Genomic DNA, 20,556 nt, shown 5'->3' with positions numbered 1-20,556 from the left:
TTTGACATACAATTTATGACTATGCGCGACAAGAAGTTAAGAAGTGAAGCATTGATTTATCATGCGAAACCCCAACCTGGAAAAATTAAGATAGTACCTTCAAAAAGCTACTCCACCCAACGCGATTTGGGATTGGCATACTCCCCTGGGGTAGCAGAACCATGCTTAGAGATAGCAAAAAATGTAGATGATGTATACAAATACACCTCCAAGGGGAATCTGGTGGCCATCATAACCAACGGAACGGCAGTTTTGGGGTTGGGAAATATAGGACCGGAAGCCTCCAAACCGGTAATGGAAGGTAAAAGTCTTTTGTTTAAGATTTTTGCTGATATAGATGCAATCGATATTGAACTGGATACGACCGATGTTGACAAATTCGTTGAAACGGTAAAGATCATTGCACCAACCTTTGGTGGTATAAACCTTGAGGATATAAAAGCACCCGAGGCTTTTGAGATAGAAAGAAGATTAAAGGAGGAATTGGATATTCCCGTAATGCATGATGATCAACATGGAACGGCCATTATTTCTTCCGCAGCCTTATTGAATGCCTTGACGGTTACCAATAAGAAGATCGAGGATGCGCGCATTGTAATCAGTGGCGCTGGGGCAGCGGCAATTTCCTGTACTAGATTGTACAAGGCCTTTGGGGCTAAGGCCGAAAATATTGTAATGTGCGATAGTAAAGGCGTAATTCATAAAAACAGGGAGAACATTACCCCTGAGAAGCTCGAATTCGCGACTGAAAGAAAAATAGAGACCTTGGCCGAGGCCATGAAAGACGCTGATGTGTTCATCGGACTGTCCATTGCAGATATAGTTACTCCCAAAATGCTGAAAAGCATGGCCAAGAATCCCATTGTTTTTGCTTTGGCCAACCCAGATCCAGAGATCTCGTACGAATTGGCCATAAAAACCAGAAAGGATATCATAATGGCTACGGGTAGATCGGACCATCCTAACCAAGTGAATAATGTACTGGGCTTTCCTTTTATATTTAGGGGGGCACTCGATGTAAGGGCTACCAAGATCAATGAGGAAATGAAAATGGCGGCTGTGGTCGCCTTAGCGGAATTGACAAAACAAACAGTGCCCGAACAAGTGAATATTGCCTATTCGGAGACCAGGCTGACTTTTGGCAAGGATTATATTATTCCCAAGCCTTTTGATCCTAGGTTGATTTCCGAGATTCCGCCGGCAATAGCTAAGGCGGCCATGGAAAGTGGGGTGGCCAAAGAGCCTATTCAGGATTGGGCAAAATACAAGGAAAAATTATTAAGACGCTCCGGAAGTGACAATAAAGTGGTACGCTTGCTGCATGAAAGGGCAAAAATAAACCCTAAAAAGATCGTATTTGCCGAAGCCAACCATTTGGATGTCCTAAAAACAGCACAGATTGTTTATGAGGAGGGTATCGCTATACCGATTTTATTGGGTGAGGAAGAGGTGATCAGGGAATTGAAGAAGGAAATAGGGTTCAATGCCGATGTCAAGATTATTGACCCGAAATCGGAGGACTCGTTAAAGACAAGGGAACGTTACGCCAAAAAACATTGGGAAGCGACCCAAAGGCATGGATTGACTTTGTATGGGGCAAAGACCAATATGAGGGAACGTAATTATTATGCGGCCATGATGGTAAATGAGGGTGATGCCGATGGAATGATTTCAGGTTATTCAAGGGCATATCCAACGGTTATTAAACCCATTTTTGAGGTAATCGGAAGGACTAAGGGGGTGCGGCGCGCGGCCACAGTGAATATAATGAATACAGAACGAGGGCCATTGTTCTTGGCTGATACATCAATTAATATCGATCCTTCGGCGGAGGTCCTTGCTGAGATTGCCGTTATGACCTCAAATTTGGCAAAAGCCTTTGGTTTTGAACCTATCATGGCCATGTTGTCCTATGCCAATTTTGGGTCTTCATCACATCCAAATGCGAAAAAGGTAACCGAAGCGGTAAAGATTTTACATAAAAATTATCCTAAATTGGTGATTGACGGTGAAATCCAAACAGATTTTGCGTTGAATATGGAATTGCACCAAAGCCAATTCCCATTTTCAAAGTTGGCAGGCAAGAAGGTCAATACCTTGATATTCCCAAATTTGGACTCGGCCAATATTACGTATAAGTTATTGAAAGAGCTCAATGGGGCCGATTCCATAGGGCCTATCATGTTAGGACTTAATAAACCGGTACATGTATTGCAATTAGGGGCCGATGTCGATGAAATGGTGAATATGACGGCGGTAGCCGTTATCGATGCCCAGGAAAGGGAAAAACGCAAGCGCTTTAAGAGGGATTAATAAAAAATGAAGGCATAATGTCTTGGGGTATAGGGCGAGGTCGTGTAAGCGATTATCGAAGTGAAAATCTATACCTTTGGGTTTTGGAACACATTGACGTATTAAACTGCAATCAACCCATTGGGGCACTTGCCAAGACTATTTGAATTTGAAATATTATTCCCCATGATACACCACCTTAATGGAAAATTAGTTGAAAAGAATCCAACCCATGTTATTATCGAATGTGCGGGGGTAGGGTATTTTGTGAACATATCCTTGAATACCTTTTCGCATATAAAGGATCAGGAAAACATCAACCTGTTTACCCATTTGCAGGTTCGGGAAGATGCCCATACACTTTTTGGTTTTGCCGAGAAATCGGAACGGGAGATTTTCAGGTTGCTGTTATCGGTTTCCGGGATTGGGGCGAGTACGGCCAGAACCATGCTTTCCTCCTTGTCACCTGCCCAGATCAGGGATGCAATCGCCAATGGTGACGTTGCAACGATTCAGGGTATCAAGGGTATTGGGGCTAAAACGGCCCAAAGGGTTATTCTTGATCTTAGGGATAAGATTTTAAAGGTGTACGATATTGACGAAGTTTCCATCAGTTCAAACAATACAAATAAAGAAGAAGCGTTATCTGCTTTAGAGGTTCTAGGATTTGTCCGAAGACAAGCTGAAAAGGTTGTTGACAAGGTAGTAAGCCAAGAACCTGCACTAAGCGTAGAGAACATTATTAAACTGGCGCTTAAAAATTTGTAATAAGTTTGAAAAAAGGGGCAAAAAAAATTCTTAAATTTTCATTTAAGCTTATATTCCTATACGCTTTTTTACTCGGGTGCATTGAGGAATCCTACGCACAAGATACTGAGGGCGATAGTGATACTGAGCAAGTGCAAGACTCTGTGAAAACCGGTTTTTCCTTAGGAAGGTTAAAAATGGATAATCCGGAGAGCATTATTTCCAAATATAATTATGATCCCAATCTTGATAGGTATATCTATTCCGAGAAGGTAGGTGACTTCAATATTGGCTATCCTATTATCCTTACACCAGACCAGTATTATGAACTTGTTCGTAAAGAAGGTATCAAGGATTATTTTAAGGAGAAACATGATGCTTATTCCGGAAAGAAGGAAGGGAGTGAGGATGCTAGAAAGAATCTATTGCCAAATTTCTATGTCAATAACAACTTTTTCGAATCTGTTTTTGGGGGTAATACCATCGAAGTGATTCCCCAAGGTTCTGTTGCGATGGATTTAGGGGTGATTTGGCAAAAAAACGATAATCCTTCACTTTCCCCAAGAAACCGTACCAATCTATCTTTTGATTTTGATCAACGTATTAGTTTGAGTATGTTGGGTAAAATTGGTGAACGACTTCAGGTTACGGCCAATTATGACACCGAAGCCACTTTCGATTTCCAGAATATTGTAAAACTGGACTATACACCGACAGAGGATGATATTCTTCAGAAAATAGAAGTGGGTAACGTAAATATGCCGCTTAATAGTTCCTTGATCACGGGTGCACAAAGCCTGTTCGGGGTAAAGACCCAATTACAATTCGGCAAGACCAAGGTCACAGCGGTATTCTCGGAACAACAATCCCAAAATAATACGGTGGTTGCCCAGGGTGGAGGTACAATCAACGAATTTTCACTTACCGCCTTGGATTATGATGAGGACAGGCACTTTTTCCTAGGTCAATATTTTAGGGATGCTTATGATGGAGCCTTAGCCAATTACCCGTACATTCAAAGTCAGGTGCAGATAACCCGTTTGGAAGTATGGGTTACCAATAGGAGTCAACAAACCTTGAATGTGCGTAATGTTGTGGCGCTTCAGGATTTGGGTGAATCGAAGGAGGAAAGAACAAGAATCGGCATCGCTAACGGTGATCCTGCTGGGTTTTTCAATAACCCCAGTAATGCCTTGCCTAGAAATAACGCCAATGATTTTGATCCCGCAGCCATAGGTTCGGGAGGGGCTTTGACCTCTTCAATTCGGGATATTGCAACAGTGGAATCGGGATTCAATATACCAGGATACCAAGTTAATCAAGGTTTTGATTATGCCATTCTGGAAAATGCCAGGAAACTTGAAGTGGATCGGGATTATCAATTCAATACCCAATTGGGTTACATCTCCTTGAATCAAAGGTTGAGTAACGATGAGGTCTTGGCGGTTGCTTATCAATATACCTATAACGGGGAAGTATATCAGGTAGGGGAATTCGCCAATGGCGGATTGGATGCAACGACGGTTTCCGGGGGTGTGAATCCTGTGGTAAACAACAATACCTTGGTTTTGAAATTGCTAAAAAGTAATATCACCAATATCACCGACCCTATTTGGGATTTGATGATGAAGAACATTTATGCGACAGGTGCATATCGTTTGAGTGAGGATGATTTTAAAATGAATATCCTGTATTCGGATCCCACCCCAAGAAATTACATTTCACCGGTTGCCGAAGGTCCTGGTTCGGGATGGCCTGATGAAACCAGTGCAGATGGCCCTCTTGAGGAAAGGATTTTATTGGAAGTGTTCAATTTTGATAGACTTAATGCGTATAAAGACGTACAACCTGGTGGTGATGGCTTTTTTGATTTTGTGTCTGGCCTTACCGTGGATACCCAAAACGGAAGGATTATTTTTACCAAAGTCGAACCCTTTGGGGAGTTTTTGTACAACCAACTGGGTGGTGGTGGAAACTATGATAATGAGACGACCTATAACGAGAATCAAGGAAAATACGTCTTTAGGGAAATGTATGAGCTTACCCAGGCGGCTGCCTTACAAGACCCGGTTAAGAACAAGTTCTTGATAAAGGGTACCTATAAGTCAGAAGGCAGCAATGGTATTTCAATAGGGGCATTTAATGTGCCACAAGGTTCTGTGACCGTTACGGCGGGGGGTCGGACGTTGCGGGAAGGTGTAGATTATACCGTGAATTATCAGGCGGGTACGGTACAGATTTTGGACCCTAGTTTGGAAGCATCGGATACCCCCATTAATATTTCAGTGGAGAATAATGCCGTATTTGGCCAACAGACGAGAAGGTTTACAGGTATCAATGTTGAGCATCAGGTAAACAACAATTTTATCTTGGGGGCTACCTTATTGAATTTGAACGAAAGGCCCTTGACACAAAAATCGAACTATGGCGTTGAACCTGTAAACAACACGATTTTCGGATTGAACGGAAATTTCTCTACGGAAGTGCCTTTCTTAACACGCTTGGCAAATAAACTTCCTAATATAGATACAGACGTACCTTCGAATCTTTCAGTACGGGGTGAAGTGGCTTGGTTAAAGCCAAACTCTCCTAAAAATGCTGATTTTGAGGGTGAAACCACAACCTATTTGGATGATTTTGAAGGCGCCCAGGCGTTAATAGATATTCGTTCCTCCCTAGGTTGGTCACTGGCCAGTACACCATTGGAATTTGCACCAGGTGGAGTACTTTCGGGTAGTTCCCCAGAAGATCCCGCGAACCTTATCAATGGGTATGGGCGGGCTAAAATGGCATGGTATACGATTGATCCGATTTTTTATACCAACCAAAGGCCTTCAAGTGTTAGCGACAATGATGTCTCTACTAATGCGACCCGAAGGGTGTTCGTAGATGAGGTCTTTCCACAGACAGATATTGCCCAAGGGCAAACGACGGTGCAAAGTACCTTGGATTTGGTGTATTACCCCAATATTAAAGGACCTTATAATGCCAATTCGGATTTTGAGACTGAGAATCCCGATGATAAATGGGCAGGTATTATGCGTTCATTAAGTAGCACCGACTTTGAACAGTCGAATGTGGAGTTTGTGCAATTCTGGGTTTTAGACCCCTATGTTGATGGTATAGCAACTGATCCGGGGGAACTTGTTATAAACTTAGGGAACATTTCAGAGGACATATTAAAGGATGGTAGAAAACAATATGAAAATGGATTGCCGGTAGATGATGATGGATTGATTTATAAACCTTCTTGGGGTGTCGTTCCGGCAACACAAGCCTTGGTGTATGCCTTTGATGCCAATGAAAGTAATCGCGTGTTGCAGGATGTTGGTTTCGACGGCTTGGATGATTCAGCGGAAGCTGACATTTATGGTCCTGGGGAAGACCCAGCGTTGGATAATTATGAATATTACCTCAATCGGGAAGGAAGTATTTTGGAAAGGTATTTGAATTTTAATAACCCCCAGGGTAACTCCCCTGTACAGGTTACCGATACTAACCGTGGTTCAACCACATTGCCCGATGTAGAGGATGTGGATCGTGATTTGACCATGAATACGGTCAATAGCTATTATGAATATCGCATTCCCATTAAGCCCAATACGAGTATAGATGATAAATACGTAACCGATATTAATGAAGGACTTACACCTGATTTGCCTAACGGTAATCAATTAAATAGTAGGTGGATCCAATATAAGATTCCATTAAGTGATTTTACGGATGCAATCGGAGGAATTACCGATTTCAGGTCTATCAGTTTTATGCGAATGTACCTTACCGGTTTTAGTAGCGATGTCGTACTCCGATTTGCTACCTTGGATTTGGTGCGTGGCGATTGGCGTACCTACACCAAGACCTTACAGGATGAGTTGATTGACAGTGACCCTTCGGATGATGGCACTATCGTCGATGTGAATACGGTTAACATAGAAGAGAATAGTTCCAGGTCGCCAATTCCTTATGTTTTGCCTCCAGGAGTAGAGCGCGAGCAGTTGAACAATAATAATACGATTATACGTCAAAATGAACAATCCTTGTCCTTCAAGGTTGAGAATCTGCAATCTGAGGATTCGCGAGGGGTTTTCAAAAGTTTGAATATTGATATTCGTCAATATGAAAAACTGAAGATGTACATGCATGCGGAAAAAATTGGCGATGGTGATTACTCTGATGATGACACACCATTGGTAGGGTTTCTGCGAATTGGAACCGATCTTTCAGAGAATTACTATCAAATTGAATTGCCTTTACAATTCACGCCTTTCGGGGCATCCTTTGATGAGGATGTTTGGCCCGATTCCAATGAGATGGAGGTTATATTGAGCGATTTGAATAAAGTAAAATCCTTACGGATTGCCAATATTGGGGATGTTCCTCTCGATGAACTTCAGTTTTATGAAATTGAGGGCAGCGAGGCAGTTGCTGTTGATGAATTTGCATCCCGGACTTTGGGGAAATTAAGGATCGGTATAAAAGGGAATCCATCATTGGGAAGCATCAGGAATATGATGGTTGGTGTAAAGAATATCGATGACCTTCCTGCCCGGGGGGAAGTTTGGTTCAATGAATTGCGTTTGGCAGGTTTGGATAATGATGGGGGCTGGGCCGCCATAGCATCTGTCGATGCGAATATTGCCGACTTTGCGAACGTTTCGGCAACAGGAAGTAAAAGTACATCAGGTTTTGGGTCTATAGATCAAACGCCGAATGAAAGATCGCGTGAAGATGCCGTTTCCTATGATTTGGTCACTAATGTCAATGTAGGTCAATTGTTGCCTGAGAAATGGGGGGTACAGATTCCTTTCAATTATGGCATTTCCGAAGAGATAATCACTCCTGAGTTTGATCCGGTATACGATGATTTGAAATTGGAAGATCGGATTGCAGCCGCTACCACGGAGGAAGCTGCCGATAAGATTTTGGAGCAGGCAGAGGATTATACGAAACGAACCAGTATTAATTTGATCGGGGTTCGTAAGGATCGGGGTGAGGATGCCGATGCCAATTTCTATGATATTGAGAATTTCACCTTTAATTATTCGTATAACGAAACAGAGCATCGCGATTATGAGATTGCCAATATGCAAGATCAGAGTGTGGTTACGGGCTTTGTCTATAATCATAGTTTTAAACCGGTAGAGGTGGCGCCTTTTGCGAAGAAGGATTCATTGTTCACAGGGGCCTATTGGCAATGGTTGAAAGATTTGAATTTCAATCTTCTGCCAGCCAGTGTTTCGGTAAATTCGAACATCAATCGACAGTTCAACCAACAGAAATTCCGGAATGTTTTTGAGGAAGGTGTAGAAGCATTGGACTTGCCGTTCCTTCAACAACGTAATTACATGTTCAATTGGCAGTACGCCATTAATTATAGTCTTTCGAAATCCTTAAGCCTCAATCTAACGGCAAGTAACAATAATATCGTTCGTAATTATTATACGGAGGAAGGGAATCCGGATTCTGAAATCAACCAAGCTTTGGGGTTGTGGGACGGATTCTGGGATTTAGGGGAACCCAACAGGCATTCGCAACAGATGCAACTCAATTACCAACTTCCTTTTAACAAGATTCCGGCTTTGGATTTTATCAGTGCCCAATATTCGTATACCAGTAATTTTGATTGGCAACGTGGGGGTGATGCCTTGGCCGAGGTTGCTAGCGAGTCCCTTGGCTATGAAACAACGATCAATACGGTTCAGAATGCAAGTACCCATAACATTTCCGCAACATTGGCAATGCAGAAGTTTTATGATCTTATTGGACTTAAAAAACGTGATGGAAAAGGAATCACGAACCAAGGGCCGGTACGAAGGGATAAGGCCGGCAATGTGGCTTCCGATACAAAAGGCCCTAAGCAAAAAACTGGGGCATTGTTCAATACCGCTGTCGATATTCTTACCATGGTCAAAAGATTGAACATAAATTACAATGAGAATAGTGGTACGGTACTTCCGGGGTATACCCAGTCCGTTGGTTTTATTGGAACGGCCCGTCCAACGATAGGATTTGTGTTCGGTAGTCAGTCCGATGTGCGATATGAGGCGGCTCGGAATGGATGGTTGACGAATTTTGCGGACTTCAATGAGCAGTTTATCAAAAGGACCAATAAGCAATTGAATGTTACCGCTACCGCACAGCCCCTGAAAGATTTGACCATAGATCTCTCTGCAGATCGACAATATACCAGTAGCTATCAAGAAAATTTTGAAGTAAGTGATCTGGGTAATGGGGTATATGAGTACATTAACCAATTGGGTAATGAATACGGTAATTTCAGTATTTCGACCATGATGATCGGAACGGCATTCAGTAAGAGCGATGAGTTCAGTTCAGAGCTTTTCGAAACATTCAAGCAGAATCGGATTACAATTGCCAACCGGCTGGTTTCCGATAGAGGGGAATTGCCAGGAACGTTGGATGAAGATGGGTTTCCACAACGATACGGAAAAACCCAACAAGAAGTGCTGCTTCCGGCTTTCTTTGCCGCTTATACGGGTCAGGATGTAAACCGTGTGAACTTGGATGCCTTCAGGCAGATTCCCATTCCAAATTGGAATATTAAGTTTACAGGGCTAATGCGAAACAAATGGTTTAAAAAGAAATTCAAGCGTTTTTCATTGAGTCATGGATATAGGGCTTCCTATAGTATCAATTCCTTTCAGACAAATCTTGAAAAACAGAATACGGAGTTCGATGCCGAGACTGGGGATAGGTTGCCTGATCTTATTTTGAACAATTTGGTATTGACCGATCAGTTCAATCCATTGGTGCGTGTCGATTTTGAGATGAAGAACTCAGTAAGTGTCTTGGCGGAGATTCGTACCGATAGGGCCTTGTCCTTGAGTTTTGATAATAACCTGATGACCGAGATCAATGGAAAGGAATATACGGTTGGTTTGGGTTATCGAATCAAGGACGTTAAATTCGTGACCAATGTCGGAGGTAATAAAACAAGGTTGAAGGGGGATTTAAACCTTAAAACGGATGTTACACTTCGCGATAATATTACGATCATCCGAAATCTGGATATCGATAACAACCAGATAACTTCCGGTCAAAATTTATTCTCACTCAAATTCACCGCCGATTATGCCTTGAGCAAAAGTTTGAATGCTTTGTTCTTTTATGATCATTCGTTCTCCAAATTCGCGGTTTCAACGGCATTTCCACAGACAACGATCAATACCGGGTTCACGATCAAATATAATTTCGGTAATTAAGGTTGTCCATGCCAAGTGGTCTTGCCTATTAGAAAGTGATGCCCGTATGATGTTTTGTCCAAACGCCTTCTAAGGGGTATCGGTCTTAAGGTTCAAAATAGGAATTTGCTTTTTGTATACCGTTCTAACTGTAGGTAGGTAAAACTTGTAATTGATTTTTTTGAATACCTTTTAGGAATCGTTTACATTTGTTTCGTTAATAATAAAAATTCATATAATGAATATACCTTCAGATTTAAAATACACCAAAGACCATGAATGGGTAAGGATGGATGGCGATGTCGCTACCGTTGGAATTACGGACTTCGCCCAAGGAGAACTGGGGGATATCGTTTATGTAGAGGTTGAGACCGTTGATGAAACCATGGATAAGGATGAGGTTTTCGGTTCGGTAGAGGCCGTAAAGACCGTTTCCGATTTGTTCTTGCCATTGTCCGGGGAGATAATCGAATTTAACGAAGGCTTGGAAGATGCACCGGAGAATGTCAATACGGATCCTTATGGGGAAGGTTGGATGATCAAGGTAAAAATAAGTGATGCTACAGAAATTGATAGTTTACTAAGTGATGTAGACTATAAAGCATTGATAAGTGCATAAAAGGCACTTATTCGCAATTTTGTTTATAGGCTGGATGGTGTTCGTCACTTTTTCCAGCTTATATTCGTTTGAGGCGGATGATTTGCCGACATTCAGTATTCCTTACGCAGATAAAATCGTGCATTTTACATTTTATTTTGTAGCGGTTATTTTGGGATCACTGTATTTTTTATCATTAAATAACCCTTGGGCCAAAACTTTGGTTAAAATCATAAAATTGGCTCTTTTACTTGTTGTTTTTGGTATGGTTATTGAAGTTATTCAGGGTACCTTGACAGTGAATAGGTCTGGCGATGTGTTTGATGCGATGGCGAATAGTACGGGTGTGGCCGTGGGTTTCATTATCATTTTGTCCCAATTTTACGGCCAAAGAGGGTTAAAATAAAGTATTACTTGTTTTTTTGTCAATTATTTAGTTAAATTAGCGAACATTAAAAAATTAAATATGGAATTAAAAAAGAACCCAAAAGCGGATTTAAGAAGAAATAGCGGCACCTATTTCGTTATAGGACTGGCCGTTGTGATGTTTTTGGTTTGGAGGGGATTGGAATGGAAGACCTATGAGAAGAGTAATGATTATGATGTCTCCATGAATGTTGAGGATATGTTGGACGAAGAGGTTCCAATGACTGAGCAAATTAAGACTCCACCGCCACCACCGCCACCAGCAGCACCTGAAATTATCGAGATCGTTGAGGATGAGGTAGAAGTTGAGGAAACCGTTATCGAATCTACAGAGACCAGTCAGGAAGAAGAGATTGTTGAAGTTGAGGATGTTGAAGTAGAAGAGGTAGAAGAAGATATCGATGTGCCTTTCGCAGTAATCGAGGATGTACCGATTTTCCCAGGTTGTGAAGGGGAAAAAGGTAAAGGGGCAAAAGCCATGCGTGATTGTTTTCAACAGAAAATGCAAAAGCATATCGCCAAGAATTTCCGTTATCCTGAAATTGCCCAGGAAATGGGTGTTCAAGGACGGGTAAACGTTATGTTCGTTATCCAAAAAGATGGTAGTATCGGAGGCGTAAGAATGCGTGGCCCGGATAAGAACTTGGAGAAAGAAGCTGCTAGGATTATCGCTAAGCTTCCTAAAATGACTCCAGGAAAACAAAGGGGTAGGGCTGTAAGGGTACCTTTCAGTATTCCTATTACCTTTAGATTGCAATAATTGCCATTACTATACAAACTGAATTTGTATCAGTAGTATAGGAATGACTTCATATTTAATGTACAGAATCCTGGGCTTTGGCTCAGGATTTTTTTTTGATACTGTTTTTTGCCTTTAGTCGGATATTCCGTTTTTCGATCGGTTGATCCTGAATTGGGTTGTTGTACCATTCAATTAGGGCTTGCCCATTGTGTTGGTTTATAGGCCTATTGATTGACTTCATTTTAAGGACTGTAATGTATATGACAGTTCCTTTGTGGGGGTGTTTTAGGTGTATTGTGTTGATAAATAGTGTTTTGTGGTGAATTTACGTCTCTGGTTCATTGAAATCATAAACCTTGGTATTTCGTTGCACACCTTGCTTACTACGATTATATTTGCGTTTTGATAAAAATGATAATGAAGACCGTGATTAAACCAGCAAAAAGTACCTCATGGTCTATGAGGTTTGCTGATTTTAAGGAAATTACAAAAGTAAGACTGGCGGTCAGTGTCGTCTTTTCTTCCCTTGCCGGCTATTTGTTGGGTGCTGACGAAATCAGTTTTGTTTCCTTATTGTTACTTGCCTTTGGAGGGTATTGTATGGTAGGGGCTTCCAATGCCTATAATCAGATTATCGAAAAGGATCTGGATGCTTTGATGAAGCGGACCATGAATAGGCCAATACCCTCAGGTAGGATGTCGGTGAACCAAGGAATGACCATTGCGATTGTGTTGACAGTCCTCGGGGTTGTATCCTTATATTTCCTGAATCCCAAGACGGCCATGTTCGGTGCGATTTCCATCTTTTTGTATACCAGTGTCTATACCCCCCTGAAAACCATGACCCCGCTTTCGGTATTCGTTGGGGCTTTTCCAGGTGCTATTCCCTTTATGTTGGGTTGGGTGGCGGCTACCAACGAATTTGGTATTGAACCGGGTACCTTGTTCATGATTCAGTTCTTTTGGCAATTCCCACATTTTTGGGCATTGGCTTGGATGTTGGATGATGATTATAAAAAAGGGGGATTCAAGATGCTTCCTACAGGTAAAAAAGACAAGGGTACGGCCCTACAGATAATTATGTACACTATTTGGATGATGGTAATATCCGTCGTTCCGGTATTGGGGATAACAGGTCGCTTGCAATTGTCCATTCCCGCTGCCGTAATAATATTCATTATGGGGGGTGTAATGCTTTTCTTTGCATTTAGGTTGTATGAAAAAAGGGACAATGTATCCGCAAGAAAATTAATGCTGGCCAGCGTAACCTATATTACCTTTATGCAAGTGGTGTATGTATTGGATAAATATATTCCGGCCCTCTTTTAATGGCAAGGGATTGCTCATTGTTACCCTGTGGTAAATAGGGAAATATCGACTTTTAAGTAATAAATTTTATGAATCGGATTTTATGGATTTAACTCAAGGAACCCAAAAGGAAAAGAATGATAGGTCAAAAAAAATGATGCTATGGTTCGGAATCGTGAGTTTACTCATGGCTTTTGCCGGTTGGACCAGTGCTTATATCGTAAGTAGTAGGCGGGAGGATTGGCTTGATAATATACAGATGCCATCTGCTTTTTATTTTAGTACGGTGATCATTGTTTTAAGTAGTATTACATATATGTTGGCAAAGAAGGCCATACGTAGGGATGCTGTTAAGGTATGTACAAATTGGTTGTTCCTTACTTTATTATTGGGGTTGGCCTTTATTGCTCTGCAGTTTAAAGGTTTTTCGGAAATGGTGGCCCAAGGCTATTATTTCACCGGACCCACAAGTAGTATTAAAATGTCTTACATTTTCCTTATTGCAGCAGTCCATGTCGTGCATGTCGTGGCAGGTATCATTTCTTTGTTGGTCGTGCTGTTCAATCAGAAAAAGGGGAAGTATTCGTCCCAAGAATACCTAGGGCTGTCATTGGGGGCCACATTTTGGCACTTTCTTGATCTTCTATGGGTCTACCTACTCTCTTTCATGGTTTTGGTCGATTAAAAGTCCATTTTTTTTTGATTTCTTGGTCTTAGACTTTTGTATCTTATGAAAAAATGTATTTTTGTGAAAATTCTAATTGTAAGATAACTGACTAATTTATGGATTCTACGGTAACAACGGGTGTGGAAGAAAACGTTTGGGGGGGTGGTGGTAACCGTCCTCTGGGAGCGAGCTACGGAAAATTGATGATGTGGTTCTTTATTCTTTCCGATGCTTTGACATTTTCCGGTTTTTTGGCCGCATATGGTTTTTCAAGGTTTAAGTTTATGGAAACGTGGCCGATTGCCGACGAGGTGTTTACTCACGTGCCTTTCTTTCATGGCAACTACCCCATGTACTATGTCGCATTTATGACATTTGTATTGATTATGTCCTCTGTGACAATGGTTCTTGCCGTTGATGCGGGTCATAAAATGAAAAAGAACAGTGTAATTTGGTATATGTTCCTGACCATTATCGGGGGTGCGATTTTCGTAGGCTCCCAAGCCTGGGAATGGGCTACTTTCATAAGTGGTGATTATGGGGCAGTGGAAACCAAGGGAGGACGTATTTTACAATTTGTGAATGCTGATACCGGTGAAAGGGCGGCATTGGCTGATTTTGCCATGACACTACCTGACGAAAGGGTCGTACACGAGAATAAAAATGGAATATGGTTCTACGATGAAGGATCCCAGCCCAGTTATTCGGTAAATGAGGTTTTGGAAGGTTTTAAGGCCGATAGCAATATTCTTGTACGTACCGAAGTTATTAATGAAGAAGGAGTGAAGCAGGTATTGTCGAGGCAGGAATCCTTGGCGAAACTTAAAAATGCAACCCAGGTGGTAGAAGGCGCCAACCTCATACACAATGAATATGGGAGTCGGTTATTTGCGGATTTCTTTTTCTTTATAACAGGATTCCACGGTTTTCACGTTTTTTCGGGGGTGATGTTCAATCTCATTATCTTCTTTAATGTGGCTTTGGGTACCTATGAAAAAAGAGGTCATTACGAAATGGTTGAGAAAGTCGGACTCTATTGGCATTTTGTGGATTTGGTTTGGGTATTTGTATTTACTTTCTTTTATTTGGTTTAATCTGGATTTGTTTCAGGTAACTTTTTAAGGATTGATTTAAAATTTAATAGATAGATTTAACATGGCACACGCACATAAATTGGAGATTTTCAGGGGACTTTTAAAATTCAAGTCGAATACCCAAAAAATTTGGGGGGTCCTTGTGTTTTTAACCATAGTAACGGGAATTGAGGTTGCCTTGGGTATTTCCAAGCCGACAGTACTGACACATAACCATGTGTTGGGGATGAAAGTATTAAACTGGATATTCATTATTCTAACCTTGGTTAAGGCTTATTATATCGCATGGGACTTTATGCATTTACGGGATGAAAAAAGCTCGTTACGAAGGGCAGTTGTTTGGACCCCGCTATTTTTGGTCGCCTATCTGGTCTTTATCCTTTTGGTAGAAGGGAATTACATCCACAATGTTATTCAGGATGGTTTTATAACCTGGGACTTCAACTAAGATATAATTAACAAATTAAAAGACGGTTTAAAGACCGTCTTTTTTATTTTTGTATATGCTGGAATGAATTCAGCATCTTATATTCGTTTGCCGAAAAAGGGCAACATTTCCAGAATGAAAAAGACCGTAGTTTTAGTAGTATTGTTTATCCTGCCTATCGTAGCTTATCTCTTTTTTGCCTCGGGCATTAATAATTTCGGAAAGCTTCCTATCCTCACGGAAAATATACCTGACATCACTGATGTTGATGCAAATATCCTGCTTCAGGATAGGATTACGATATTGGGGTTTTTGGGTAGTGATCTGGAAAACAAAAAAGGCGTTGCGTTCAATCTAAACCAGAAAATTTATAAAAGGTTCTATCAGTTCAATGACTTTCAGTTTGTAATGGTAGTGCCCAATGGTAGTGAAAGTAAGGTCGAGGCCCTTAAATCCGAATTGGGTAATTTGGCCGATGTCGTTAAATGGAACTTTGTCTATGGGGATAAGGAACGGATACAGGCGTTGTTCGATGGATTGAAAACAGATTTAACCTTGGATGGAAATATGGCCACCCCTTATGTTTTTATTATTGATAAGGACAGGAATCTTCGCGGAAGGACCAATGATGAGGATGAAGGGACTAAATTTGGTTTTGATGCCACTTCGGTTGCCGATTTGAACAATAAAATGGAAGATGATGTAAAAATTATTTTGGCAGAATACCGTTTGGCATTAAAAAAGAATAATGCCGAACGTAAAAATCTATAAGAAAGCATTGGTCTTATGCAATATTGCTAAAATCCAAACTATCCTTTTAATACCCGTTAGGGTATAAAAAGTAGGCTGTCCGTAGCGAATAATGATAGGTTTGGTTTTGCGGATGCTAGGAGGTAAAAGTAAAAAAGTATGAAAAACAAATACACCTATGTTTGGATATCCTTGGTGATCCTGGTCTTTGGTATCATCTTTATTCCTAGGATTGTTGATCGAATTGGGTCGGGTACTGTCGTGGAGAACGATCGTATAAGCCTAAAGGATAACAAGGCTGGATTGGCATACCTTTATTTGAATGGAAAAAAAAGACGCGTACCGGCATTCGAGTTTATTGATCAAGACAGTTTGGTCATCACGGACAAGGATTATTTAGGAAAAGTATATGTGGTCGAGTTCTTTTTTACTTCCTGTCCGTCAATATGCCCTATAATGACGAAGAATTTGGTCGACATTCAGGCAGCGTTTAAGACAGCACAAAATTTTGGGGTAGCCTCTTTTACGATTACCCCTGAATATGATACCCCCATGGTTTTGAAGGCGTATGCAGAAAAACATGGTATTACCAATTTAGATTGGCACTTGTTGACAGGTAATCAAGAGGCCATTTATGAGTTGGCCAATAAAGGATTCAATATTTTTGTTTCAGAGATGCCCGATGCCCCCGGTGGTTTTGAGCACGCAGGTCTATTCGCTCTTGTCGATAAGAAAGGGTTCTTGCGCTCTAGGGTGGATGGTTTTGGAAACCCGATTATCTATTATCGAGGTACCATAACCGAGGGTCAAGGTGAGAACAGTCAAGGTGAGAAAGAACAGATATCCATTTTAAAGGAGGATATACAAAAACTTTTAAAGGAATAATTGGCATGGATTCAGTCGATATAAGGGAGAAAAAATTCAATAAGTTGATAACTGTGGTTTCCATAACCGTTCCAGTTGTGGTTGCGATATTGTTCGGGGTGAAAATCCCAAATGTGGAGCCATTGTCTTTTTTGCCTCCTATTTATGCCTCAATAAACGGACTTACGGCCCTTGTCCTGATTATTGCCGTTTGGGCCATTAAAAATGGGAAAAGGGAACTTCACCAAAAATTGATGACCTTCTGTATTGTACTTTCACTCCTGTTTTTGGTAATGTACATCGCTTATCACATGACCTCCGATTCTACGACCTTTGGTGGGGAAGGGCCTATACGATATGTATATTATTTCATATTGATTACCCATATTATTTTGTCCATCGTAATCATACCATTGGTTTTAAGAACGTATGCCAGGGCTTATTTAAAGAAGTTTGAGGCCCATAGGGCATTGGCAAGGATTACCTTTCCCATTTGGCTGTATGTGGCCGTTACCGGGGTTGTGGTTTATTTGATGATTTCACCTTATTATGTGTAGCAATGAAAACAAAACTTATCTTACTTCTGATTCTTGTTTTTCTTATGGTTCCTCAGAACAGTGAGGCCCAATGTGCCATGTGTAGGGCAGTTCTTGAAAGCGAAGGTAATATGTCGGCTGCTGAAGGAATAAACAATGGGATTGTTTATTTAATGGCCATTCCGTATATCCTGGTTGCAGGTGTTTTCTATTTCGTTTACAGAAAAATGAAAACATGATCGGTTTCTTTTTTATGATTTAATTAAGGTCTTACTGTAACATTTGGCAGATTTTGTAGTCTTATGGTAGTACAATATTGATTATTGTATTCATCAATCAAAATCAACCCTATGTTCGACATCGAAAGATGGCAGGAAATCTTTGATACTATCCGTAAAAATAAATTACGGACCTTCTTGACGGGGCTTTCCGTCGCTTCCGGTATTTTTATCCTGGTTATTTTATTGGGTTTTGGGCAAGGCATGCAAAATGGTATCTCAGAGGAATTTAAAGGAGATGCCGTAACAAGTATATGGGTATGGCCTGGGCGTACGACAATTGAGTATAAGGGTCTTAATCCAGGTAGGCGTGTTCAATTGCGTAACGAAAACTATCAAACCGTACAATCTATGTTTGATGGTGATTATGAAAAAGCATCCATCCTCTATTTCCCAAGCAATGTCAAAGTGGTCTATAATAATGATCTATTGGTATATGATGTGGTAGGTACCAATGGTGACTTACAGCGCATTGAAAATGAGTTTCTGTCCGCAGGTAGGTATATCAATGAGATGGATGTTCAGGAGAACGCAAAGGTAGCTGTCATTAGTAATAAGATCAAGAGGGAGGTTTTTGGTCATTTGGATACACCTATTGGGGAATACATTTCCATTTCAGGTGCAGGTTTTAAAATAGTAGGTGTATTTGGCGAATACGGCGAGGAAGAAGGTGAGGAGGAACGTATTTTCATTCCTATTTCCACTGCCCAACTTGCATTTAGTGGTTCGGACAAGATCAGTAACCTGAACTTTATGCTTCCGGAAATGGAATCATTTGAAGCTACCGTTCAAAAGAACAATGATTTTACGGCAAGACTGTTGACCTATTTAAAGCAGGCCCATGGTGTTGCGCCCGAAGATGACCGTGCCATTTATATTTGGAACCCTATACATGATGCAGAGCGTTTTTATCAATTAATGGGAGGTATTAAGTTGTTTTTCTGGGTAATAGGTTTTTTTACGATTGTAGCTGGGGTGGTAAGTGTTAGCAATATCATGTTGATTGTCGTTAAAGAACGTACACGCGAAATAGGAATACGAAAGGCATTGGGGGCAAAACCATGGTCGATTATAGGAATGATAATGCACGAGGCAATATTTGTAACGGCAATATCGGGTTTCGCTGGATTGATCTTTAGTATGGGACTGTTGGAGATTGTTGGTCCATATGTCGAGGTCGATTATATATTAAATCCATCAGTTAATTTCAATGTAGCGGTTTCAACCGTCTTATTACTTATGGTCGCTGGTTCCTTGGCGGGTTTTTTCCCTGCATGGAAGGCGGTAAAAGTTCAGGTTATTGAGGCCTTACGCGATGAATAATAATACCATTACCTTAATCTAGGAAATTAAATGTTCAGTAAAGATCGTTGGAAAGAAATAATGGAGGTGCTCTCAAGCAATGTGCTCAGAACCGTAGCGACGGCATTTGGGGTGGGTTGGGGTATTTTCATTTTGATTGTCTTACTTGCTGCGGGCAAAGGCCTCGAAAATGGTATTCGACAAGAATTCAATGGGGTGGCCACCAATACATTGTTTATGTGGTCAGAGAAGACCTCAATGGCTTATCAAGGGCTTCCGGAGGGTAGGGAGTTTAGTTTTAAATTGGAGGATGTCGATTTGATTCGCCGCAATGTCCCCGGCCTACGGATTATATCCCCAAGAAATAGTATGGGGAGGTCAGATGGCGATAATGTGATTCGGGGCACGGAAGGCGGACAATATCGTGTGTTTGGGGACTATCCGGAAATTATAGAGCAGAATTCCATATTCATTTCAAAAGGGCGTTTTTTAAACCATAAGGATATCAAGGAGAAACGAAAGGTGGTTGTTATTGGAAACGGCATCAGAAATGATCTTTATGATACCGATGAAGAGGTTATAGGTACCTATGTAAAAATAAGTGGTATCAATTTTATGGTTGTTGGAATTTATAAGGAAAAATCGAGTAATGGTGGGGGTGAGGACAGTGAGCGCCAAATTTATATGCCATTTACGACATTTTCACAAGCTTACAACCGGGCTGATAATGTAGGATGGATGGCCATAACGGCTGAGGATGGAAAATCGATAAGTCAACTGAACAAGACGATATTGAAAACGGTAAAGGAAAGCAGGAAAGTACACCCGGATGATGAGCGGGCCATTGGGTATTTTGACCTTTATGAACAGTATAATCGCGTAGAAAGCCTCTTTGGCGCCATAAGTTTTATCGCTTACTTTGTGGGTGTATTGGTGCTTATTTCAGGTGTTATTGGGGTCAGTAATATCATGTTGATCGTCATAAAGGAGCGTACGAAGGAAATAGGTATTCGTCGCGCTCTAGGGGAAAACCCATGGTCAATCAAACTACAAATATTGATGGAGTCTATTTTTCTGACCATTATATCCGGGATGGTGGGTATCATATTTGGTTCCTTCACCATCTATGGTATCAATGCCGTTTTGGATTCGGTTGGGCCCGTCAATATGTTTTTAAACCCAAGTGTAAGTCTGGGTGTGGTTTTAATAGCAATGGGCATTTTGGTGATAGCAGGGCTATTGGCTGGATTTATCCCTGCAAACAAAGCCATTAAGATCCAACCTATTGAGGCATTACGAATAGAATAACATCAATCAAACTGA

Annotated in this window: 16 protein-coding genes; all 16 read left to right on the top strand. The window is 41.1% G+C overall.

Annotation, left to right across the window (positions count from 1 at the left end):
* Positions 1–21 precede the first annotated feature (21 nt).
* The 16 genes from HPE56_RS10855 (at position 22) to HPE56_RS10780 (ending at position 20,541) form a co-directional block, all read left to right on the top strand.
* Entirely contained in the window at positions 22–2,313 is a 2,292-nt protein-coding gene (locus HPE56_RS10855; protein ID WP_188243785.1) for an NADP-dependent malic enzyme, read from the top strand.
* Between the two features lie 165 nt (positions 2,314–2,478).
* Complete coding sequence (gene ruvA / locus HPE56_RS10850) at positions 2,479–3,060, top strand: Holliday junction branch migration protein RuvA (protein WP_188243784.1); 582 nt, start codon at positions 2,479–2,481, stop codon at positions 3,058–3,060.
* A 5-nt stretch (positions 3,061–3,065) separates the two neighbouring features.
* Positions 3,066–10,262, top strand: a complete 7,197-nt coding sequence (gene sov / locus HPE56_RS10845; RefSeq protein ID WP_188243783.1) for a T9SS outer membrane translocon Sov/SprA — start codon at positions 3,066–3,068, stop codon at positions 10,260–10,262.
* Between the two features lie 217 nt (positions 10,263–10,479).
* Positions 10,480–10,860 carry a glycine cleavage system protein GcvH gene (gene gcvH / locus HPE56_RS10840; RefSeq protein WP_188243782.1) on the top strand — a complete coding sequence of 127 codons (381 nt, stop codon included), beginning with the start codon at positions 10,480–10,482 and terminating at the stop codon, positions 10,858–10,860.
* Positions 10,853–11,245, top strand: coding sequence for a VanZ family protein (locus HPE56_RS10835; RefSeq protein ID WP_188243781.1), 393 nt, complete (start codon positions 10,853–10,855; stop codon positions 11,243–11,245). The genes gcvH and HPE56_RS10835 overlap by 8 nt, the downstream gene beginning before the upstream one ends.
* A 60-nt stretch (positions 11,246–11,305) precedes the next feature.
* Positions 11,306–12,025: an energy transducer TonB gene (locus tag HPE56_RS10830; protein WP_188243780.1), complete on the top strand. Its 720-nt coding sequence runs from the start codon at positions 11,306–11,308 to the stop codon at positions 12,023–12,025.
* 393 nt (positions 12,026–12,418) lie between these two features.
* Positions 12,419–13,336: a heme o synthase gene (gene cyoE, locus HPE56_RS10825; RefSeq protein ID WP_394355048.1), complete on the top strand. Its 918-nt coding sequence runs from the start codon at positions 12,419–12,421 to the stop codon at positions 13,334–13,336.
* Between the two features lie 82 nt (positions 13,337–13,418).
* Entirely contained in the window at positions 13,419–14,000 is a 582-nt protein-coding gene (locus HPE56_RS10820) for a cytochrome c oxidase subunit 3 (RefSeq protein ID WP_188243778.1), read from the top strand.
* A 98-nt stretch (positions 14,001–14,098) separates the two neighbouring features.
* A complete protein-coding gene (locus HPE56_RS10815) occupies positions 14,099–15,076 on the top strand; it encodes a cytochrome c oxidase subunit 3 (RefSeq protein ID WP_188243777.1) in 978 nt (325 codons plus the stop codon).
* Positions 15,077–15,137: 61 nt separating this feature from the next.
* Positions 15,138–15,524 (top strand): cytochrome C oxidase subunit IV family protein, encoded by a 387-nt coding sequence (locus HPE56_RS10810; protein WP_188243776.1) that lies wholly within the window; start codon positions 15,138–15,140, stop codon positions 15,522–15,524.
* A gap of 114 nt (positions 15,525–15,638) precedes the next feature.
* On the top strand, positions 15,639–16,274 hold the full coding sequence (locus tag HPE56_RS10805) for a thioredoxin domain-containing protein (protein ID WP_188243775.1): 636 nt from the start codon (positions 15,639–15,641) through the stop codon (positions 16,272–16,274).
* 138 nt (positions 16,275–16,412) lie between these two features.
* A complete protein-coding gene (locus tag HPE56_RS10800; RefSeq protein WP_188243774.1) occupies positions 16,413–17,138 on the top strand; it encodes an SCO family protein in 726 nt (241 codons plus the stop codon).
* Positions 17,139–17,143: 5 nt separating this feature from the next.
* Complete coding sequence (locus HPE56_RS10795; protein ID WP_188243773.1) at positions 17,144–17,674, top strand: DUF420 domain-containing protein; 531 nt, start codon at positions 17,144–17,146, stop codon at positions 17,672–17,674.
* 2 nt (positions 17,675–17,676) lie between these two features.
* On the top strand, positions 17,677–17,892 hold the full coding sequence (locus HPE56_RS10790) for a hypothetical protein (protein WP_188243772.1): 216 nt from the start codon (positions 17,677–17,679) through the stop codon (positions 17,890–17,892).
* A gap of 111 nt (positions 17,893–18,003) precedes the next feature.
* Entirely contained in the window at positions 18,004–19,254 is a 1,251-nt protein-coding gene (locus tag HPE56_RS10785; protein ID WP_188243771.1) for an ABC transporter permease, read from the top strand.
* Between the two features lie 30 nt (positions 19,255–19,284).
* Positions 19,285–20,541, top strand: a complete 1,257-nt coding sequence (locus HPE56_RS10780; RefSeq protein WP_188243770.1) for an ABC transporter permease — start codon at positions 19,285–19,287, stop codon at positions 20,539–20,541.
* Positions 20,542–20,556: the final 15 nt, after the last annotated feature.

The sequence above is a fragment of the Maribacter aquimaris genome (assembly GCF_014596745.1).
Classification (GTDB): Bacteria; Bacteroidota; Bacteroidia; order Flavobacteriales; family Flavobacteriaceae; genus Maribacter_A; species Maribacter_A aquimaris.
The sequence above is the reverse complement of the archived record's forward strand: the minus strand, read 5'-3'. Positions and strand labels throughout refer to the sequence as shown.